Genomic DNA, 17,208 nt, shown 5'->3' with positions numbered 1-17,208 from the left:
AGCCGGCGGCTTTCTTCGACTGCCTTGCGGCAACGTCGGACTTACGGGGTCGCTTCCTGAGCAGCGTCCTCGGCGTCCTTCGCGGCGTCTTCCGCAGCCTCGGCCGTGTCGGCAGCCGCGTCGGCGGCTTCCGAGGTCGTGGCGGCAGCAGCGTCGGCGGCGGCGTCGGCGGCAGCGTCGGCAGCGGCAGCGGCGTCGTCGGCAGCAGCCTGGGCGGTGTCGGCAGCGGCGGTGCCCTCGGCCTCGACCGCGGCGGTCGCGGCATCGGCAGCGGCGTCAGCGGCGTCGGCAGCGGCGTTCTCGGCCTGCTGCTGGTTGCTGCAGGCGGCCAGGGCGAAGCCCAGAGCCAGCGCGAGCAGAGCCTTGTTGATGGTCATATCCGTTCTTCCTCGTCTGAAGTTTGGCAACGCGCAACTTGCGCGTCGCAACAATGATGACAAGCCCGTGACCGCTGTCAAGCGGGGCCGGGTGGAAAATTCGTCAAGCGTGCGTTAACCGTTCACCCGGCTCAGGCCAGCTCCACCGCGATGGCCGTGGCCTCGCCGCCGCCGATGCACAGCGACGCCACGCCGCGCTTGCCGCCACGCGCCTTGAGCGCGTACAGCAGGGTGACCAGCAGGCGTGCGCCGCTGGCCCCGATCGGGTGGCCGAGGGCGGTGGCGCCACCATGGACGTTGAGCTTGTCGTGGGGGATGCCGAGGTCCCGGATCGGCGCCATCGCCACCACCGAGAACGCCTCGTTGACCTCGAACACGTCGACCTCGTCCACCGTCCAGCCCACCTTGTCGAGCAGGTTGCGGATCGCGCTCACCGGGGCGGTGGTGAACCACTCCGGCTCCTGCGAGAAGGTGGCGTGGCCGACGATGCGTGCAATCGGTTCCAGCCCGAGCTTCGCCGCATGTTCGGCGCTGGTCAGCACCGTTGCCGCCGCGCCGTCCGAGATGCTCGAGGAGCTCGCGGCGGTCACCGTGCCGTCCTTGCGGAAGGCCGCGCGCAGGGTCGGGATCTTGGCCACGTCCGACTTGCCCGGCTGCTCGTCGGTATCCACCTCGACCTCGCCCTTGCGGCCGGCCACCTTGACCGGAACGATCTCGTCCTTGAAGGCGCCCGACGCGATCGCCGCCTGGGCGCGCTTCACCGACTCGATGGTGAAGGCGTCCTGCTCCTCGCGGGTGAAACCGTACTTGTCCGCGGTCGCCTCGGCGAACACGCCCATCGACTGGCCGTCATAGGGGTTGGTCAGACCGTCCCAGGCCATGTGGTCGACCAGCTTGGCCTCGCCATAGCGCAGGCCCGGGCGCGCCGAGACCATGTGCGGCGCGTTGGTCATCGACTCCATGCCGCCGGCGACCACCACGCTGGCCGAACCGGCCTTGATCAGGTCGTGGCCCAGCATCACCGCCTTCATGCCCGAGCCGCAGACCTTGTTGATGGTGGTGCAGCCGGTGCCCTTGGGCAGCCCGGCGGCCAGCGCGGCCTGGCGCGCGGGTGCCTGGCCGAGGTTGGCCGGCAGCACGCAGCCCATGATCACTTCGGAGACGTCCTCGCCCTTGGCGCCGGACTGCTCGAGCGCGGCGCGGATGGCGGCGGCGCCGAGGGTGGGCGTCGGCACGCCGGTGAACTGGCCGAGCATGGAACCGATGGCGGTGCGCTTGGCACCGACGATGACGACGTCGCTCATGGAAAACTCCAAAACCGCGTGGGGAAGCCCCGATTATCGCCCCCGCCCGAGCGGCCCCGCAAACGGACGCAGGTCGGCTGGCGCGGCATCGCGAATGGGGCTATAGAAGCGCGGTGCGCCTGCCGCGTGCGATCAAGGGAGGGAGACCATGGCACTGCGGGGCCTGCACCACCGATCGATCCTGGCCACGGCCATCATGGCCGCCTGCGTCCTGACCGCCTGCGGGGGCGGCGGGGGCGGGACACGCGCCGATCCGCCCCCCGTGGCGCCTCCGCCGGCAGCGCCGCCGCCGCAGCCGCCACCGCCCACGGTGCAGGATCCGGATCCCGGCTACAGCCGACACATCGAGTGGACCGGCGCGGCCGCGGCCCATGCCATGGGCCTGACGGGTGCGGGCGTGCGCATCGGCATCGTCGACAGCGGCGTCAACCGCAGCCACCCGGCGATGCGCGACGGTCGCGTCGTCGCCAACCTGACCTACATCGACCGGACGACGAACAACCTGCAGGTCGACGACGTGGTCGGCCACGGCACCGCCGTCGCGCAGACCGCAGCCGGCATGCCGTTCGGACGCTGGCCGGGCGGGATCGCGCCCGGCGCGCGGATCGTCTCGGCACGCATCATCAACGACAAGCCGCCGGTGGACGACGGCAGCGGGCGGGGCAACGAGGTCGACGGCGCCCTGGGCCTGGCGCCGATCCACGCCGACCTGATGCGTCAAGGCGTGCAGGTGATGAACAACTCCTGGGGCGGCCTGTACTGGACCAATCCCGCTGCGACCGCGCCGATCGCGGCCGAATACCGGCCCTTCATCCGGGACCACGGCGGCCTGGTGGTGTTCTCCGCAGGCAACTCCGGATTCGCCGATCCCTCCGATACCGCGGCGTTGCCGAGCCAGCCCGGGGTCGCGGGCAGCCTGCCGGCCGCGGACCTGGAGCGCGGCTGGCTGACGGTGGCCGCGCTCGATGCGACGGACGCCTCGCGGCTGGCGGTCTATTCCAATGCCTGCGGCCTGGCGATGCGCTACTGCCTGGCCGCGCCCGGCACGGTGGTGACCACAGGCACCAACGACGCGCCCAACGCGCCCAGCTACGTGCGCTGGTCCGGCACTTCGTTCGCCGCGCCGATCGTGTCGGGAGCCGCGGCCCTTGTCTGGGAGGCGTTTCCGTACTTCGACAACGACCTCGTGCGGCAGACCCTGCTGGGCACGGCAACCGACCTGGGCGAGGCCGGCGTCGATCCCGTGTTCGGTTATGGCTCGGCCGATATCGCCGCGGCGGTGCGGGGGCCCGGCCGCTTCGACTGGGGCGATGTCGTCGCCGACTTCGACGGCATGACCTCCACCTGGGGCAATGCGATCGACGGCGATGGCGGTCTGGTCAAGCGCGGCAGCGGCCGCCTGGTGCTGGCCAACCTGCCCAACAGCGACTATCGCGGCGACACGCGGGTGGAGGAGGGCACCCTGCAGGTCGACGGGCATCTGACCGCCACCCAGGTGCGGGTCGAGCGCAACGGCACGCTGACCGGCAGCGGCGCGATCTGGCAGGGCATCCGCAACGCCGGAACGCTGGCCGTCGATGCGGACAACCGCCTGCTGGCCGCCGGCGACTACACCCAGCTGGAGACCGGCACGCTGTCGGTGCAGGTCGGCACCTCGCTCATGGTGCATGGCTCGGCCACGATCGAGGGCGGCACCTTGCATGTGTCCGGGATCGCCCCGGGTTATGTCACCCGCGCCAGCGAGCCGGTGCTGACCGCGCTCGAAGGCCTGAGCGGCGAGTTCGACCGGTTGACGCAGGCCTCCAGCCTCTTCCTCGAGGCCGAGCTGGCCTACGACTACGACGCCTCCGTGGTGAGCCTGGAGATCGAGCGGCTGGACCTGGCCGCGGCGGCGAAGCGCCTGGCCGGCGTGTCAACGGCCGGGTTGGCGGCGGCGGAGCGGCTGGAACGTGCGTTCGATGCGCTCGACGCCGCGCAGGCCGAAGGCGCGGACGCGTCGCTGCGGCAGGTGGCCGGCGCGTTCCAGGCGCTCAGCGACGAGGCAGGCGCTGCCGCCGCGCTCGACAGCCTCTCGGGCGAATCGCATTCGCTGGCCACCAGCCTGAGCTTCGACGCCATCGACATGGGGCGGCGGGCGCTGTCCACCCGCCTGGGCGAGCTGCAGTCGGGAGCGGGGCAGGCGGGCGCCTGGACGCGATCGCTGGGCCAGGGCGGCAGCACCGGCATCGCCGGCGGCGGCTATCAGCGCGATGGCTGGACGATCGGCCAGGACCAGCGATCTGGCGGATTCATCTCGGGCCTGGCCTTCGGTGAAACCCGCACGCAGGACTGGATCGGCGGCAACCGCGACCGCAGCCGCGACCGGCAGACGCACGCCGGCATCTACCTCGGCCGGCTGGCGGCCGATGGCTATGCCGCGGCGCACCTCGCCAGCGGACGATTCGAACGCGGCATCGAGCGCCGGCTGTTCGACGGCGACGCGGGGCGGGCCGGTGTGTTCTCCGCGTACACGGGCCGCTACGGCAGCCTCGAGCTGGAGGCCGGGCGCCACCAGGCGCTGGGCGGCTGGCAGCTCACGCCTTATGTCGGGGCCGGGTACGTGCGGATGCGCAACGACGGTTTCGCCGAATGGGGCAGCGGCTTCGGGCTGCAGGCCGCGGCAGCCACGCTCACGCGCACCCAGGCCATCGCCGGCCTGCGCGCCAGCCGCGACTGGCGCGGCGCCCGGCTGCGGGCGTGGTCGGAGTGGCAGCAGACGCTGCAGGCCGACGGCTTCGACATGCAGGCGAGCTTCATCGGCATCGACAGCTGGTCGCCGCTGCCGCTGGCGGACGCGGCGAAGTCGGGCGGCCTGGTCGGCGTCGGGCTGGAGGCGTGGATGGGACGCAACGCCCGGCTGATGCTGGATCTCGACCAGCGCTTCGGCCCACGCGGTGACGAGCGCATGGGCACGCTGCGGTACGCGATGGGGTTCTGACAGCGCGGCCGTACGCGGCGCACGGCTGCGCCCGGGCGCGCCTCAGTGGTTGCCGGCGAACAGCTCGCGGCCGATCAGCATCCGGCGGATCTCGTTGGTGCCCGCGCCGATCGCATAGAGCTTGGCATCGCGCAGGATGCGGCCGGTGGCGTATTCATTGATATAGCCGTTGCCGCCCAGCGTCTGGATAGCCTCCAGCGCAACCTGCACCGCGGCTTCGCTGGCGTGCAGCAGGCAGCTGGCCGCGTCGATGCGCGAGCGGTGGCCGCCGTCGTAGTCGCGTGCCACCTGGTAGGCGAAGGCGCGAGAGGACTGCAGCGCGGTGTACATGTCGGCGACCTTGGCCTGCATGATGCCGAAGCTGCCGATCGCCTGGCCGAATTGGCGACGCTCGCGCACGTAGGGCAGGGCGATGTCGAGCGCGGCCTGCATCAGGCCCAGGGGGCCGCCGGTCAGCACCAGGCGCTCGGTGTTGAGGCCGCTCATCAGCACCTTGACGCCGTTGTTGACCTCGCCCAGCACGTTCTCGCTGGGGATTTCGCAGTTCTCGAACACCAGCTCGCAGGTGTTGGAGCCGCGCATGCCGAGCTTGTCGAGCTTCTGCGCGGTGGAAAAGCCCTTCATGCCCTTTTCGACAATGAAGGCGGTCATGCACTTGCTGCCCAGCTCGCGGCTGGCGGTGCGCATGTAGACCACCAGCACGTCGGCCTCGGGGCCGTTGGTGATCCACATCTTGTTGCCGTTGGCGATCCAGGTGTCGCCCTTGAGTTCGGCGCGGCAGGCCATCGAGCCGACCACGTCGGAGCCGGCGCCGGGCTCGCTCATCGCCAGCGCGCCCTTCCACTCGCCGCTGCACAGCTTCGGCAGGTACTTTTCGTGCTGCGCCTGGTTGCCGTTGGCGTAGAGATTGGACACGCAGAGGTTCGAATGCGCCCCATAGCTCAGGCCAACCGAGCCGGAGGCGCGGGAAATCTCCTCCATCGCCACCAGGTGGGCGAGGTAGCCCATCTCGCTGCCGCCGAACTCGCCGGGCACGGTCATGCCCAGCAGGCCCAGCTCGCCGAGCTTGGCCCACAGCTCCTGCGGGAACGCATTCTCCTCGTCGATCGCGGCGGCGCGCGGCGCGATCTCGGCCTCGGCGAACCGGCGCACGGCCTCGCGCAACGAATCGATGTCCTCGCCGAGGGGGAAAGTCCGCATGCCCAGCTCCCTGTGAATTGGTTTCACATGCTACAACGAGCCGCCCCGGCTCGGTCGACCGGCGCCATGTCGCCGGCAGGCACGTCACCAGTGGCCCATGTAACAGCGGCCTGCGGGCCAGCGGCCCTGTATCAGCGACCCGGCACCAGCGGCCCCGCACCAGCGCCCTGTAACAGGAGCCTCCGCACCAGCGATCACGACACCAGCGGCCCCTGTGGGAGCGCGCTCGCGCGCGAAGCTTTCCCGACGAAGGTTGCTCTGCCGGAAAGCGGCTGCCGGGTTCGCGACCAAGGTCGCTCCCACAGTGTGCGATGGAGAGCGGGAAAACACCTGTGGGAGCGCGCTCGCGTGCGAAAGCCTACGCGACCACGGCCGATCTCACACGAGGCGGCTGCCCCGGTTCGCGACCAAGGTCGCCCCCACACAGAGGGTAGCTGCCTCGTTCGCGACCAGGATCCTGCCCACCGCGAGTCGAGAAGCGGGGTGGCGCCTGTGGGAGCGCGCTTGCGCGCGAAAGCCTTTGCGGCCGAGGCTGCTCCCCAGGAGGCGGCTGCTCCGGTTCGCGACCAAGGTCGCTCCCACAGCAAGCGAAGGAGCGGGGAACCAATTGTGGGAGCGCGCTTGCGCGCGAAGCCTTTGTGGCCGAGGCTGCTCCCGAGCAGTTGCCGCCCAGGTCGCGACCAAGGTGTTCCCACGAAAATGGGTGCCCGGTTCGCGACCAAGGTCGCTCCCACAGTCCGGGGATTGCCGGCGGCGCGGCCGGGCCGTTCCCGCGGGCAATCCCGCCTGAGTGCTGCTCAGTTCCCGCGCACGCGCCCTTGGAAGCGCGGCGTGGCGCGACCCATCGGCAGCTTGAGCTTGCCGATGGTCTCGATCCGTTCCTCGGCCAGGCGGTCGGCGGCCTGGTAGGTGGGAATGCCGTCGCGGTCGGCGATCTCGAAGATGCGGCCGAGGTTGTGGTAGATCGTGCGCATCATCCGCATCGCGCGCTCGCGGTTGTAGCCGTCGATCTCCAGCGAGATGTTCATCACGCCGCCCGCGTTCACCGCGTAGTCCGGCGCGTACAGGATGCCGCGGCGCACGACCTCGTCGCCGATCGCATTGTTCGCCAGCTGGTTGTTGGCCGCGCCGCAGATCACCTTGGCCTTCAGGCGGGGCAGGGTCTTCTCGTTGACCGTGCCGCCCAGCGCGCAGGGCGAGTACACGTCGGCGTCCACGTCGTAGATCTCGTCCAGGCCCACGGCCTCGGCGCCGAGCTCGCTCACCGCCTGGTCCACGCGCTGCTGATTGATGTCGGTAACGAAGATCTTCGCGCCGCGCTCCTTGAGCAGCTTCGCGAACTCCATGCCCACGTGGCCCAGGCCCTGCACCGCGTAGCTGTACTTGCCCACCTCCTCGTCGCCGAACTTGCGGTTCAGCGTGGCCATCAGGCCCTGCAGGGTGCCGTAGGCGGTGAACGGCGAGGGATCGCCCGAGCCGCCGTGCACCTGGTGCACGCCGGTGACGAACTGGGTCTCGCGATACACATATTCCATGTCGCTGACGTCGATGCCTACGTCCTCGGCGGTGATGTAGCGGCCGCCCTGCGAGTCGACGAACTGGCCGAACGCGCGGAACAGCGCCTCGGACTTGTCCTTCGACGGATCGCCGATGATCACCGCCTTGCCGCCGCCCAGGTTCAGGCCGGCCACCGCGTTCTTGTAGGTCATGCCGCGCGACAGGCGCAGCACGTCGTTCAGCGCTTCCTGCTCGCTTGCGTACGGCCACATGCGCGTGCCGCCCAGCGCGGGCCCCAGCACCGTGTTGTGGATGGCGATGATCGCCTTCAGGCCCACGTCGGGGTTGTGGCAGAACACGACCTGCTCATGGCCGTAGGTCCCAAGCTGTTCGAAGATCATGGATAACACTCCGTCGCGGACGCCGCGCGTGCTGCGCGCGGGCCCTGGATCAGGTTGGCGAGAAAGGTGGCTTGTAGATGTGAAAAAGCCCGCGTCGCGGGCAGGCCGTACTGGATTGGCGCGGCATTCTACGCCCCTCTCCCGGGAAATGCCCGTGACCGGCGTGAAGGCCGGCCGCGGGCCCGGACGTTCGCGCCCGCAGCGGCCGGATTCGCCAAGCTAGAGCTGCGATTCCACCGGCAGCCAGCCCACCACGCGGGCCACCGCGCGCGGCCACCAGCCCGATTCGGGTTCGTGGTCGAGCACCACCGGCGGCTCCTCGGCGCGGTCGAGCCAGCGCAGCTCGTCGTCGTCCAGGTACACCCAGTAGCTCTGGTCGGCGCCGGACAGGCGCAGGTACTCGTTGCGCAGCGCCAGCGCCAGCGGTTCATCCTCGAACAGCACGCCCATCTCGGTGTTCAGGTCGATCGAGCGCGGATCGATGTTGAACGAACCGATGAAGCCATGGCGGTCGTCCACCACGAAGGCCTTGGTGTGCAGGCTGGCGCCGCTGCTGCCGAACAGGCTCGAGTCCGAACTCGCCTGCGGCCGCATCTCGTACAGCTTCACGCCGGTGCGCAGCAGGTCCTTGCGGTAGTTGGCGTAGCCACCGTGCACCGCCACCACGTCGTTGGCGGCGAGCGAATTGGTCACCACCCCCACGTGCGCCTCGCGCTCGCGCACCAGTGCCGCCAGCGCCGCTACGCCCTCGTCGCCGGGCACGAAGTAGGGCGAGACCAGCAGCGCCTTGTGCCGGGTGTTGCGCACCACCTCGAACAGCTCGGACACCAGGTATTCGCCCGGCTGGTTCTCTTTCCATTTCAGCGGCGGGTCGGAGAGCACGCGGATGCGGTCGGTCCAGTAAGGCGTGAGTTCCTTGGCGATGTAGGCGCGCACGTTGGGCGAGAGGTCCACGCGGTCGAGGTAGCGCCGCGCCACGCGGCCGTTGGCCTCTTCCTGGATGCCGGCCAGCACCGCATCGAGCTTCTGCCGCGGCTTGCGGTTGAGCTGGCCGATGGGCACCACCGCGTCGCTGTTCCAGAAGTCGTCGAAGATCGCGCTGGCCTGCGACACCGCCGGGCCGAACAGCAGCACGTCCAGGTCGCGGAAGTTGGTCTGGTTGTGCGCGTCGAAGTACTCGATGCCCACGTTGCGCCCGCCCACGATCGCCACCTGGTTGTCGGCGATCCAGGCCTTGTTGTGCATGCGGTAGGTGATCGAGAACATGCGCTGCACCATCTCGATCACGCGCCCCACGCCGTCGCGGTTGCGGAACGGGTTGTACACGCGGATCTCGATGTTCTGGTGCGAGTCCAGCGCCAGCAGCGCGGCATCCTTGCCCGAGGTGTTGATGTCGTCCAGCAGCATGCGCACCCGTACGCCGCGCTCGGCGGCCTTCCAGGCCTCGTACATCAGCAGGTGGCCGGTGAGGTCGTCGTGCCAGATGTAGTACTGCAGGTCCAGGCTGCGCCCGGCTTGGCGCGCCGACATCGCGCGGGAGGCGAAGGCATCCAGGCCGTCGGGCACCAGGATCGCCCCGGTCTGGCCGGGGTAGCGCGCCAGCAGGGGCTCGAGTTCCTGGTCGAGCGCGGTCTGCCCCGGCACCACCGGCAGCGCGTGCCCCGGCGCCCCGGTGGCCGGCGGCATCAGCCGGTCGGCCAGCAGCACGCCGCTGCCCACCAGCAGGGTCAGCGAGAACAGGCCCCACAGTGCGATGCGCTTGGCCCGCGTCAGCATTCGAGTGGATTCCCCGTTCAAGTCCGGGGGCATTGTAGGCCCGGCCCATGGCCCTGCCGGTGGCCAGCCTGAACGGTGGTCGTAGTCGCCCTGGCCTGCGCAGCGCGCCGATCCCGTCGCCTTGACGCCGGTGGCACCGCCCCCCAGTCTCCGCGGCCGCGTGAACGGGCGGCGGGCACCATCCGCCGCCGCATGGTGCAGATCCGGCCCGCACGGCCGATATCCACCACCGCGGGAAACGCGCCAACCGGCGCGAATGGATATCCACCAACAGGGGAAAACATGGAACGAGTGAAGTCGCACGGCGCAATCGCCGCCATCGTCGTGGGCGCGTGCCTGGCCAGCGGCGTGCAGGCCCAGAACAAGCCGGTACAGCCGTGGCAGCCGCAGCAGGGGCAGCAGGACCCGGCCAAGCGCGTACCGGAGACTGCGGCGCCGACCGGCGACGCCGCGGCGCCGCCGCAAGCCTGGCAGGCCGCGCCAGCGCAGGAATCGTCGTATCGCACGCCGGCCTACGAAGAAGGCCGCGGCGGCGCCTTCGTCGGCGTCTCCGCAGGCAAGGGCTGGGTGTACGACGGCGTGAGCCAGTCCGCGCGCCAGCTCAGCGCCGGCTACCGCTGGCAGGCGGGCCCTGTCGCCCTGCTGGGCGTGGAGGCGGCCGCCGGCAAGCTGTCCTCGACCACCCGCCACGAGTACGGCACGGACTGGCATTACGGCGCGGTCGATTTCGCCAGCATCGGCTTCACCGGCCGCTTCAACTTCGGCCGCTACAGCCCCGTCTACGGCCTGGTGCGCACCGGCTACTGGGCCGCCGACGGCGACGTCGACAACGGCAGCTACGACTTCGACGTGGACGGCGGTTATGTCGGCGTCGGCCTCGGGGCCGATCTCGGCCGCCATCTCAGCCTGAGCCTGGTGTTCACCAGCTACGTGTACTTCAACGAGCTGTACTGGGACGACCGGGAGGATGAGCTGGTGTACGACGCCAGCCGTGCCGACACCCTGATGTTCGGCGCGGAATACCGTTTCTGAACCTTGGCACCCGCCGGGCCGGACACGGCCCGGCAAGGCGCGGGCCGACCGCAAAGGAGCAGCGGAAAACTCCGGTTTCCGCTGCAACCATCTAGAATCGGGGGCTCACGAGATTTTCGGTGCCCGATCCATGAACCAGCCGGCCAGTTCCCCCACCGCCACCGTCGCCGCGGCTTCCACGCCGCTGCGCTTCGTCACCGCCGCCAGCCTGTTCGACGGCCACGACGCGGCGATCAACATCATGCGCCGGCTGATCCAGGCCCAGGGCGCCGAGGTGATCCACCTGGGCCACAACCGCTCGGTGGAAGACGTGGTGCGCGCCGCGTTGCAGGAAGACGCCGACGCCATCGCCCTGTCCAGCTACCAGGGCGGGCACGTGGAATACATGAAGTACATGGTCGACATGCTGCGCGAGCGCGGCGCCGGCCATATCCGCGTGGTCGGCGGCGGCGGCGGCACCATCACGCCGGAGGAGATCCGCGAACTCGAGGCCTACGGCGTCGAGCGCATCTACCACCCCAACGACGGCATGAAGCTGGGCCTGGTGGAGATGATCGAGGACGTGGTGGCGCGCGTGTCCAGGGCACGCGAGGCCGTGGCTGTGCAGGCGCGCCAGCCGGCAAGCACCCGCCCGGCGCTGGAGGACGAGATCGCCATCGGCCGCGTGCTCTCCGCGATCGAGGACGGCAGCTACGGCGAGGCCGAGCTGGCCATGCTGCGCAAGCAGTGGGCGGCAGGCGCCGCGGGCCACGCCGGCGCCACGCCGGTGATCGGCATCACCGGCACCGGAGGCGCGGGCAAGTCTTCGGTGACCGACGAACTGCTCAACCGCTTCCTCGCCAGCTTCCCGCAGATGCGCATGGCGGTGATCAGCGTCGACCCGACCCGGCGCCGCACCGGCGGCGCCCTGCTGGGCGACCGCATCCGCATGAACTCGCTCCGCTCCCACCGCGTCTACATGCGCTCGATGGCCACCCGCCGCCAGAACGTGGCCACCAATGCCGTGCTCAAGGACTGCATCGGCTTCCTCAAGGGCCTGGGCTACGACCTGGTGATCGTGGAAACCGCCGGCATCGGCCAGAGCGATTCGGAGATCGTCGACCTGGTCGACTTCCCGATGTACGTGATGACCAGCGACTACGGCGCGGCCAGCCAGCTGGAGAAGATCGACATGATCGACTTCGCCGAGCTGATCGTGCTCAACAAGTACGACAAGCGCGGCGCCGAGGACGCCCTGCGCGATGTGCGCAAGCAATGGAAGCGCAACCGCGTGGCCTTCCAGCTGGCCGACGAGGACGTGCCGGTCTATCCCACCATCGCCAGCCAGTTCAACGACCCCGGCGTGAGCTGGATGTTCGCGAATCTCTGCCGCCTGCTGCGCGAGAAGTTCGCGACCGGCGAGCCTTCGGAAGCGACCCAAGCCCCTGTGGGAGCGGCCTCGGCCGCGAACGACCCTGCAGCAGCCATCGCGACCAAGGCCGCTCCCACACAAGACAGCCCCAACCCCCGCTGCGACTTCAACCCGCAGATCGATACCTCGCTGAAGGAACCGCGCGCCACCGTGCTGATCCCAGGCAACCGCGTGCGTTATCTCGCCGAGATCGCCGAACAGGGCAGGGCAATCAACGCCTCGATCGAAAAGCAGGCCGAAGCCGCCGACCGCGCCCAGTCGTTCTGGCAGTCGCTCAAGGAACTGGAAGACCCGAAGCTGCCCAAGGCGCTGGACCTCTACGACAGCGCGGACTTGCTCCCCTCTCCCCCCGGGAGAGGGGCCGGGGGAGAGGGTACGGCCGCCCGCGCAGGCGCCGGCAGCGCCTACACTCACCCCAACCCCGCTGCCGGGGGAAGCGGGGCTCAAGCGCCCGACCGATCCCTGTTGACCCTCCGCCAACGCTACAACGACGCCGTCCAGGCCCTCTCCAGCGACCACCTGCGCAACCTGCGCGAATGGCCGCAGCGGCTCAAGTCCATCACCGACGAGGTCAACGAATACCAGGTCCGCGGCAAGACCATCCGCGTCGAGAACTACCGCACATCGCTCAGCCACCAGAAGATCCCCAAGATCGCCGCCCCCACCTACAAGAGCTGGGGCGAGTTGCTCACCTTCCTGGGCAAGGAGAACCTGCCCGGCAGCTACCCCTACACCGGCGGCGTCTACCCCTACCGTCGCAGCGGCGAAGACCCCATCCGCATGTTCGCCGGCGAGGGCACGCCCGAGCGCACCAACCGCCGCTTCCACTACCTCAGCCTCGGCCAGCCGGCCGCGCGCCTGTCCACCGCCTTCGACAGCGTCACCCTCTACGGCGAGGACCCTGCGCCGCGTCCGGACATCTACGGCAAGATCGGCAACTCCGGCGTCAACATCCCCACGCTGGACGACATGAAGAAGCTCTACTCCGGCTTCGACCTGTGCGCGCCCACCACCAGCGTGTCGATGACCATCAACGGCCCGGCGCCGATGATCCTGGCGATGTTCATGAACTGCGCCATCGACCAGCAGGTGGAGAAGTACCTCAAGGCCGATCCCGACCGCTGGGCCGAGGCGCAATCGAGGATCGACGCTTTCTTCGAAGGCCGCGAACGCCCGCGCTACCACGGCGAACTCCCGCCCGGCAACGACGGCCTCGGCCTGGCCTTGCTCGGCATGACCGGCGACCAGCTGGTGGACGCCGAGACCTATGCCCGCATCAAGGCCGAGACGCTTTCCACCGTGCGCGGCACCGTGCAGGCCGACATCCTGAAAGAGGACCAGGCCCAGAACACCTGCATCTTCAGCACCGAGTTCGCCCTGCGCATGATGGGCGACATCCAGCAGTACTTCGTCGACCACAAGGTGCGCAACTTCTACTCGGTCTCGATCTCCGGCTACCACATCGCCGAGGCCGGGGCGAACCCGATCAGCCAGCTCGCTTTTACCTTAAGCAACGGCTTCACCATCGTCGAGTACTACCTGGCGCGCGGCATGAAGATCGACGACTTCGCGCCCAACCTGTCGTTCTTCTTCTCCAACGGCATGGACCCGGAGTACACCGTCATCGGCCGCGTGGCCCGCCGCATCTGGGCGCGCGCCATGCGCGAGCGCTACGGCGCCAATGAGCGCAGCCAGATGATGAAGTACCACATCCAGACCAGCGGCCGGAGCCTGCACGCACAGGAGATCCAGTTCAACGACATCCGCACCACGCTGCAGGCGCTGTACGCCCTGTTCGACAACTGCAACAGCCTGCACACCAACGCCTACGACGAGGCCATCACCACCCCGACCGAAGAAAGCGTGCGCCGCGCCGTGGCCATCCAGATGATCATCAACAAGGAGCTGGGCCTCAACTTCATCGAGAACCCCTGGCAGGGCAGCTTCGCGGTGGACTACCTCACCGACCTGGTGGAAGAGGCCGTCTACAAGGAGTTCGAGGCCATCAGCGAGCGCGGCGGCGTGCTGGGCGCCATGGACACCATGTACCAGCGAGGCAAGATCCAGGAAGAGTCGCTGTACTACGAGCACAGGAAGCACGACGGCAGCCTGCCGCTGGTGGGGGTGAACACCTTCCTGCCCAAGGAGCATGCGGGCGAGGTGGCGACGGAGATCGAGCTGATCCGGTCGACGGAGGGGGAGAAGGGGCAGCAGATTGCTAACGTGCTGGGGTGGCAGGGCAACCGGAACCGCCTGGCGCCGGAGGGCGAGACCTCGCATGCGCATGTGGTTGAGGATGAAACGGTTGCCGGCGAGGTGCACGACGGGCACGGGCTGGCGTATCTTCAGGACACGGCGCGGCGACGGGGGAACGTGTTCGCGGCGCTGGTGGAAGCGGTGAAGACCCACTCATTGGGGCAGATCAGTCATGCCTTGTATGAGGTGGGGGGGGAGTATCGGCGGAATATGTAGCGTGATTGCTAGGGGGATGGCGTGGCGGTTAAAGAAGCTCTCGAAAGATTTTTCAACGCATCCAAACTGCCCATCCTCTTCGCCGGTGCAGGAGTGTCTGCAGCCGCTGGGTTACCCACGTGGCCAAACTATCTGAGTGCACTTGCCGCTGCAGTATTCGAGTACGACGAGTTCACGCGGTTCAACATGGACCGCGCCATTAAGGATGGCGCGCTCGGGGATGCTGCGACATATTATATGATGTGCCGTCAAATGCCTGAAGCAACAAAGCTTCGAGAGCTTGCGCGGCCATTAGAAACTTTCAACCCTGCCCCGCTTAGCGCGCTTGCAAAGCTGCCATTCCACGCAGCTGTGACGACAAACTACGATCGTGCACTGTTCTCGGCCGTAGCTAAGTACAACGCATTATCCGCGACCGAAGTCAATATAGATGACCCGTCCTTGGACGCGGCAGCGTTCTACGATAATTTCTACATCGCAAGAATTCATGGGCGAGTAGAGTTGCCGGCATCTATGCGATTAACGACAGCAGCGCTGTCCGAAATTGAAAAGAATTATTCGTACACTCGCTTCCTAGAGCATATTCTGACACGAAGGCAGGTGCTTTTTCTCGGGTTCTCATTCTTGGACCCGGCTATAGAGACGGTGCTACGGTCTGTGCGGGCTGTGACGAAAAGCATGCATCGCCAGGAGCATTTGGCTCTCGTGCCGAGTGATGCGCCGAATTCATTCATTGCCGAGCTGGAGGCGCACTCGATCAAGCGGGTGACTTACAGCTCAGATGCCAATCATATCGAGTTGTGGCGCGGCATAAGCGAGTACGCAATGTCGGCTTCCACTTCCAGCCGAGCCGTTGCCGATGTGCGTGAGGAGCCGTTTCGTGTGGCGAAGCGCTATCTTGCGACCGCATTCGCGCGCGCTCGCCTTGGGCGCCAGCGTGAGCCTCTGATTCAGGCCGTTGCGGAGGGGGTAGTCTCCGGGATTGTCCAGAGCTCCGGTGCGGCCGGGATCGATGAAGAGTCAATTCTCCACCGCCTACGCGATGACCTGGTGCTCGACGAGGATGCGGCGAGATCACTGGTCGCACAATCTATTACCTCCTTGGCTCGAGCCGGCCTTTGCAAGGTTGATACGAGTTGCAATCCGGTGCGCTATCTTTCGCAGACCGGCGCCATCAACACCTATGACGCGGCCATGTCGCGTCTCACGGATGGAGTCATACAGAGATTTCTCGTTACCGATCGAGGTACGGATAGCGTTTCGGCACGTCACTTCGTGACAGAACTTCTTTCCGAATTGCTCTTGGTACGGGGATGGGAGCTTGGGGCAGCTTTTGCTGCCCGTAAGATGCCGGCAGACGTGGATGTAGCCGGCATATCTGACCAGCTAGATTCGCACGGGATGAAGCACTCGGAATTGAGCGGAATTGTCCGCTCTGTTAAGAGCTTACTGACGAGGCCTGACGACGAGGAGGCCGAACTTCTTGCTGACCTGGGTCGGACTGCCTTTGGCCTGGAGCTTCTACTTGAAGCGCCGCACGATGCGGGCTTTCTGAAGAGGACGTTGCCGGAACGGATCTATTTCGATGCAAATGTGATCATGCCGGCCATTACGCCGGGGCATCCGCATTATGATGTCTTCAATCAAAGCATTGCTGCGCTTAGGGGTGCGGCGGGAAGCGCAGTGGTCAGTCTTTCACTTCGAATATACGATGGCTTTCTGAACGAGATTGTTAGTCACAAGCAGCTTGCTCGCGAAGCCATGCGTGCAAGTAATGGCGAAGGCGCCCTATGGGAAGAGCGCTCCGTTGGCCTTTACGGATCAGGCAACGTGAATGTGTTCGTGGGCGCGTACTTCAATTATCGGGAAACGCATCTGGGAATCAGCTTCGAAGAGTTTCTACACGTTGCTGCGCCCTACAACAGCGAGGTGGATTTACGACGCTATCTTGAGAAGCTCGGTTTCGAAGTTCTGCGGGATGGACAGGCTAGAAAGAAGGGGGCGGCCGAGCTCCTCCATGCTCTTGAGAAATACTATTCTGGAAAGCTGGAGGCGAGTAAAAAATCCGCGATAGTAATTTCGCACGATGCAGCTCAGCTGGCGATCGTCAACGCAGAACTTCATGATGGGGTTCGGACAATGTTCGTATCGGCAGATCGCGGCATTCGTTTTGCTCTAGAGTACGAGGGGCATTCGAGTATATCGAACTGTATGCTTACTCACTTGGGGTTGTCGCAGCTAGTAGAACTGATGGTCGGCCGCTTGCCCGCTTCGCGAGGCCTCGCATCGCTGCTATGGATGTCACCCGTCTCTGACGATACGGCTAGGATCCGGAGCTACCTGGTGGCGCTCGCGCTGAGAGAGCATGACGCGGCACTGACCATGGGTATGAGCGAGATAGTTGGAGAGATAGCAGAGGATGCCGGAATGGAGCTGTCCCGCAGAAAGCTTTCCCTTGACCCCATTACTCAATCTGAGCGCCTGGAGACTAATCGGACGCTTGAAAGATACGAAACAAAGTTTTTCGAAAAGCTCCGTGCAGAGGCCGAGAAGATTCGTAAGCGCGGTGTTGATTGAGCTGTCGGAACAAGCGTAATTCAACGCGAGGGATGGACTCGAAAGAAGCAGGTCAGACACTGTCTGTTAGATCGGCTTGGAGGCGTGCGCGATGTAACGTAGCAGCTCCTGATCCACCAAAAACAGGGGTCAGAGTAAAACAGGGGTCTGACTTAAGGGGACGGAGGTAATTAAGTCGTCGCAG

General features: G+C 66.9%; 9 protein-coding genes. 4 read left to right on the top strand and 5 right to left on the bottom strand.

The genetic code is table 11. The features are described from left to right. Positions 1-41: 41 nt before the first annotated feature. Positions 42-377, bottom strand: coding sequence for a hypothetical protein (locus ACQYVW_RS01710; RefSeq protein WP_434945852.1), 336 nt, complete (start codon positions 375-377; stop codon positions 42-44). Positions 378-508: 131 nt separating this feature from the next. Further along, complete coding sequence (locus ACQYVW_RS01705; protein ID WP_434945851.1) at positions 509-1,681, bottom strand: thiolase family protein; 1,173 nt, start codon at positions 1,679-1,681, stop codon at positions 509-511. A 148-nt stretch (positions 1,682-1,829) separates the two neighbouring features. Here ACQYVW_RS01705 and ACQYVW_RS01700 point away from each other — a divergent pair, with 148 nt between their 5' ends. Continuing rightward, a complete protein-coding gene (locus ACQYVW_RS01700) occupies positions 1,830-4,658 on the top strand; it encodes a S8 family serine peptidase (protein ID WP_434945850.1) in 2,829 nt (942 codons plus the stop codon). 42 nt (positions 4,659-4,700) lie between these two features. Here the strand turns inward: ACQYVW_RS01700 and ACQYVW_RS01695 are convergent, their stop codons facing one another. From ACQYVW_RS01695 to ACQYVW_RS01685, 3 genes are all read right to left on the bottom strand, one after another. Next, positions 4,701-5,858 (bottom strand): isovaleryl-CoA dehydrogenase, encoded by a 1,158-nt coding sequence (locus ACQYVW_RS01695; RefSeq protein WP_434945849.1) that lies wholly within the window; start codon positions 5,856-5,858, stop codon positions 4,701-4,703. 797 nt (positions 5,859-6,655) lie between these two features. Continuing rightward, entirely contained in the window at positions 6,656-7,756 is a 1,101-nt protein-coding gene (locus tag ACQYVW_RS01690) for a Glu/Leu/Phe/Val dehydrogenase dimerization domain-containing protein (protein ID WP_434932402.1), read from the bottom strand. A 219-nt stretch (positions 7,757-7,975) separates the two neighbouring features. Next, positions 7,976-9,532: a phospholipase D family protein gene (locus tag ACQYVW_RS01685; RefSeq protein WP_434945848.1), complete on the bottom strand. Its 1,557-nt coding sequence runs from the start codon at positions 9,530-9,532 to the stop codon at positions 7,976-7,978. Positions 9,533-9,814: 282 nt separating this feature from the next. Between ACQYVW_RS01685 and ACQYVW_RS01680 the strand changes: the two genes are divergently transcribed. From ACQYVW_RS01680 to ACQYVW_RS01670, 3 genes are all read left to right on the top strand, one after another. Next, positions 9,815-10,564, top strand: coding sequence for an outer membrane beta-barrel protein (locus tag ACQYVW_RS01680; RefSeq protein WP_434945847.1), 750 nt, complete (start codon positions 9,815-9,817; stop codon positions 10,562-10,564). A 130-nt stretch (positions 10,565-10,694) separates the two neighbouring features. Then, positions 10,695-14,447, top strand: a complete 3,753-nt coding sequence (locus tag ACQYVW_RS01675) for a methylmalonyl-CoA mutase family protein (RefSeq protein ID WP_434945846.1) — start codon at positions 10,695-10,697, stop codon at positions 14,445-14,447. A 21-nt stretch (positions 14,448-14,468) separates the two neighbouring features. Continuing rightward, a complete protein-coding gene (locus ACQYVW_RS01670; protein ID WP_434945845.1) occupies positions 14,469-17,024 on the top strand; it encodes an SIR2 family NAD-dependent protein deacylase in 2,556 nt (851 codons plus the stop codon). Positions 17,025-17,208: the final 184 nt, after the last annotated feature.

It is taken from the genome of Luteimonas campi (genome assembly GCF_051162505.1).
In the GTDB taxonomy this organism is placed as follows: Bacteria; Pseudomonadota; Gammaproteobacteria; order Xanthomonadales; family Xanthomonadaceae; genus Luteimonas.
This window is presented reverse-complemented; position numbering and strand designations above follow the sequence as displayed.

Coding starts and splice junctions, on each gene's coding strand:
- ACQYVW_RS01710 (WP_434945852.1), bottom strand. CDS start 377: ATGACCATCAACAAGGCTCTGCTCGCGCTGGCTCTGGGCTTCGCCCTG.
- ACQYVW_RS01705 (WP_434945851.1), bottom strand. CDS start 1,681: ATGAGCGACGTCGTCATCGTCGGTGCCAAGCGCACCGCCATCGGTTCC.
- ACQYVW_RS01700 (WP_434945850.1), top strand. CDS start 1,830: ATGGCACTGCGGGGCCTGCACCACCGATCGATCCTGGCCACGGCCATC.
- ACQYVW_RS01695 (WP_434945849.1), bottom strand. CDS start 5,858: ATGCGGACTTTCCCCCTCGGCGAGGACATCGATTCGTTGCGCGAGGCC.
- ACQYVW_RS01690 (WP_434932402.1), bottom strand. CDS start 7,756: ATGATCTTCGAACAGCTTGGGACCTACGGCCATGAGCAGGTCGTGTTC.
- ACQYVW_RS01685 (WP_434945848.1), bottom strand. CDS start 9,532: ATGCTGACGCGGGCCAAGCGCATCGCACTGTGGGGCCTGTTCTCGCTG.
- ACQYVW_RS01680 (WP_434945847.1), top strand. CDS start 9,815: ATGGAACGAGTGAAGTCGCACGGCGCAATCGCCGCCATCGTCGTGGGC.
- ACQYVW_RS01675 (WP_434945846.1), top strand. CDS start 10,695: ATGAACCAGCCGGCCAGTTCCCCCACCGCCACCGTCGCCGCGGCTTCC.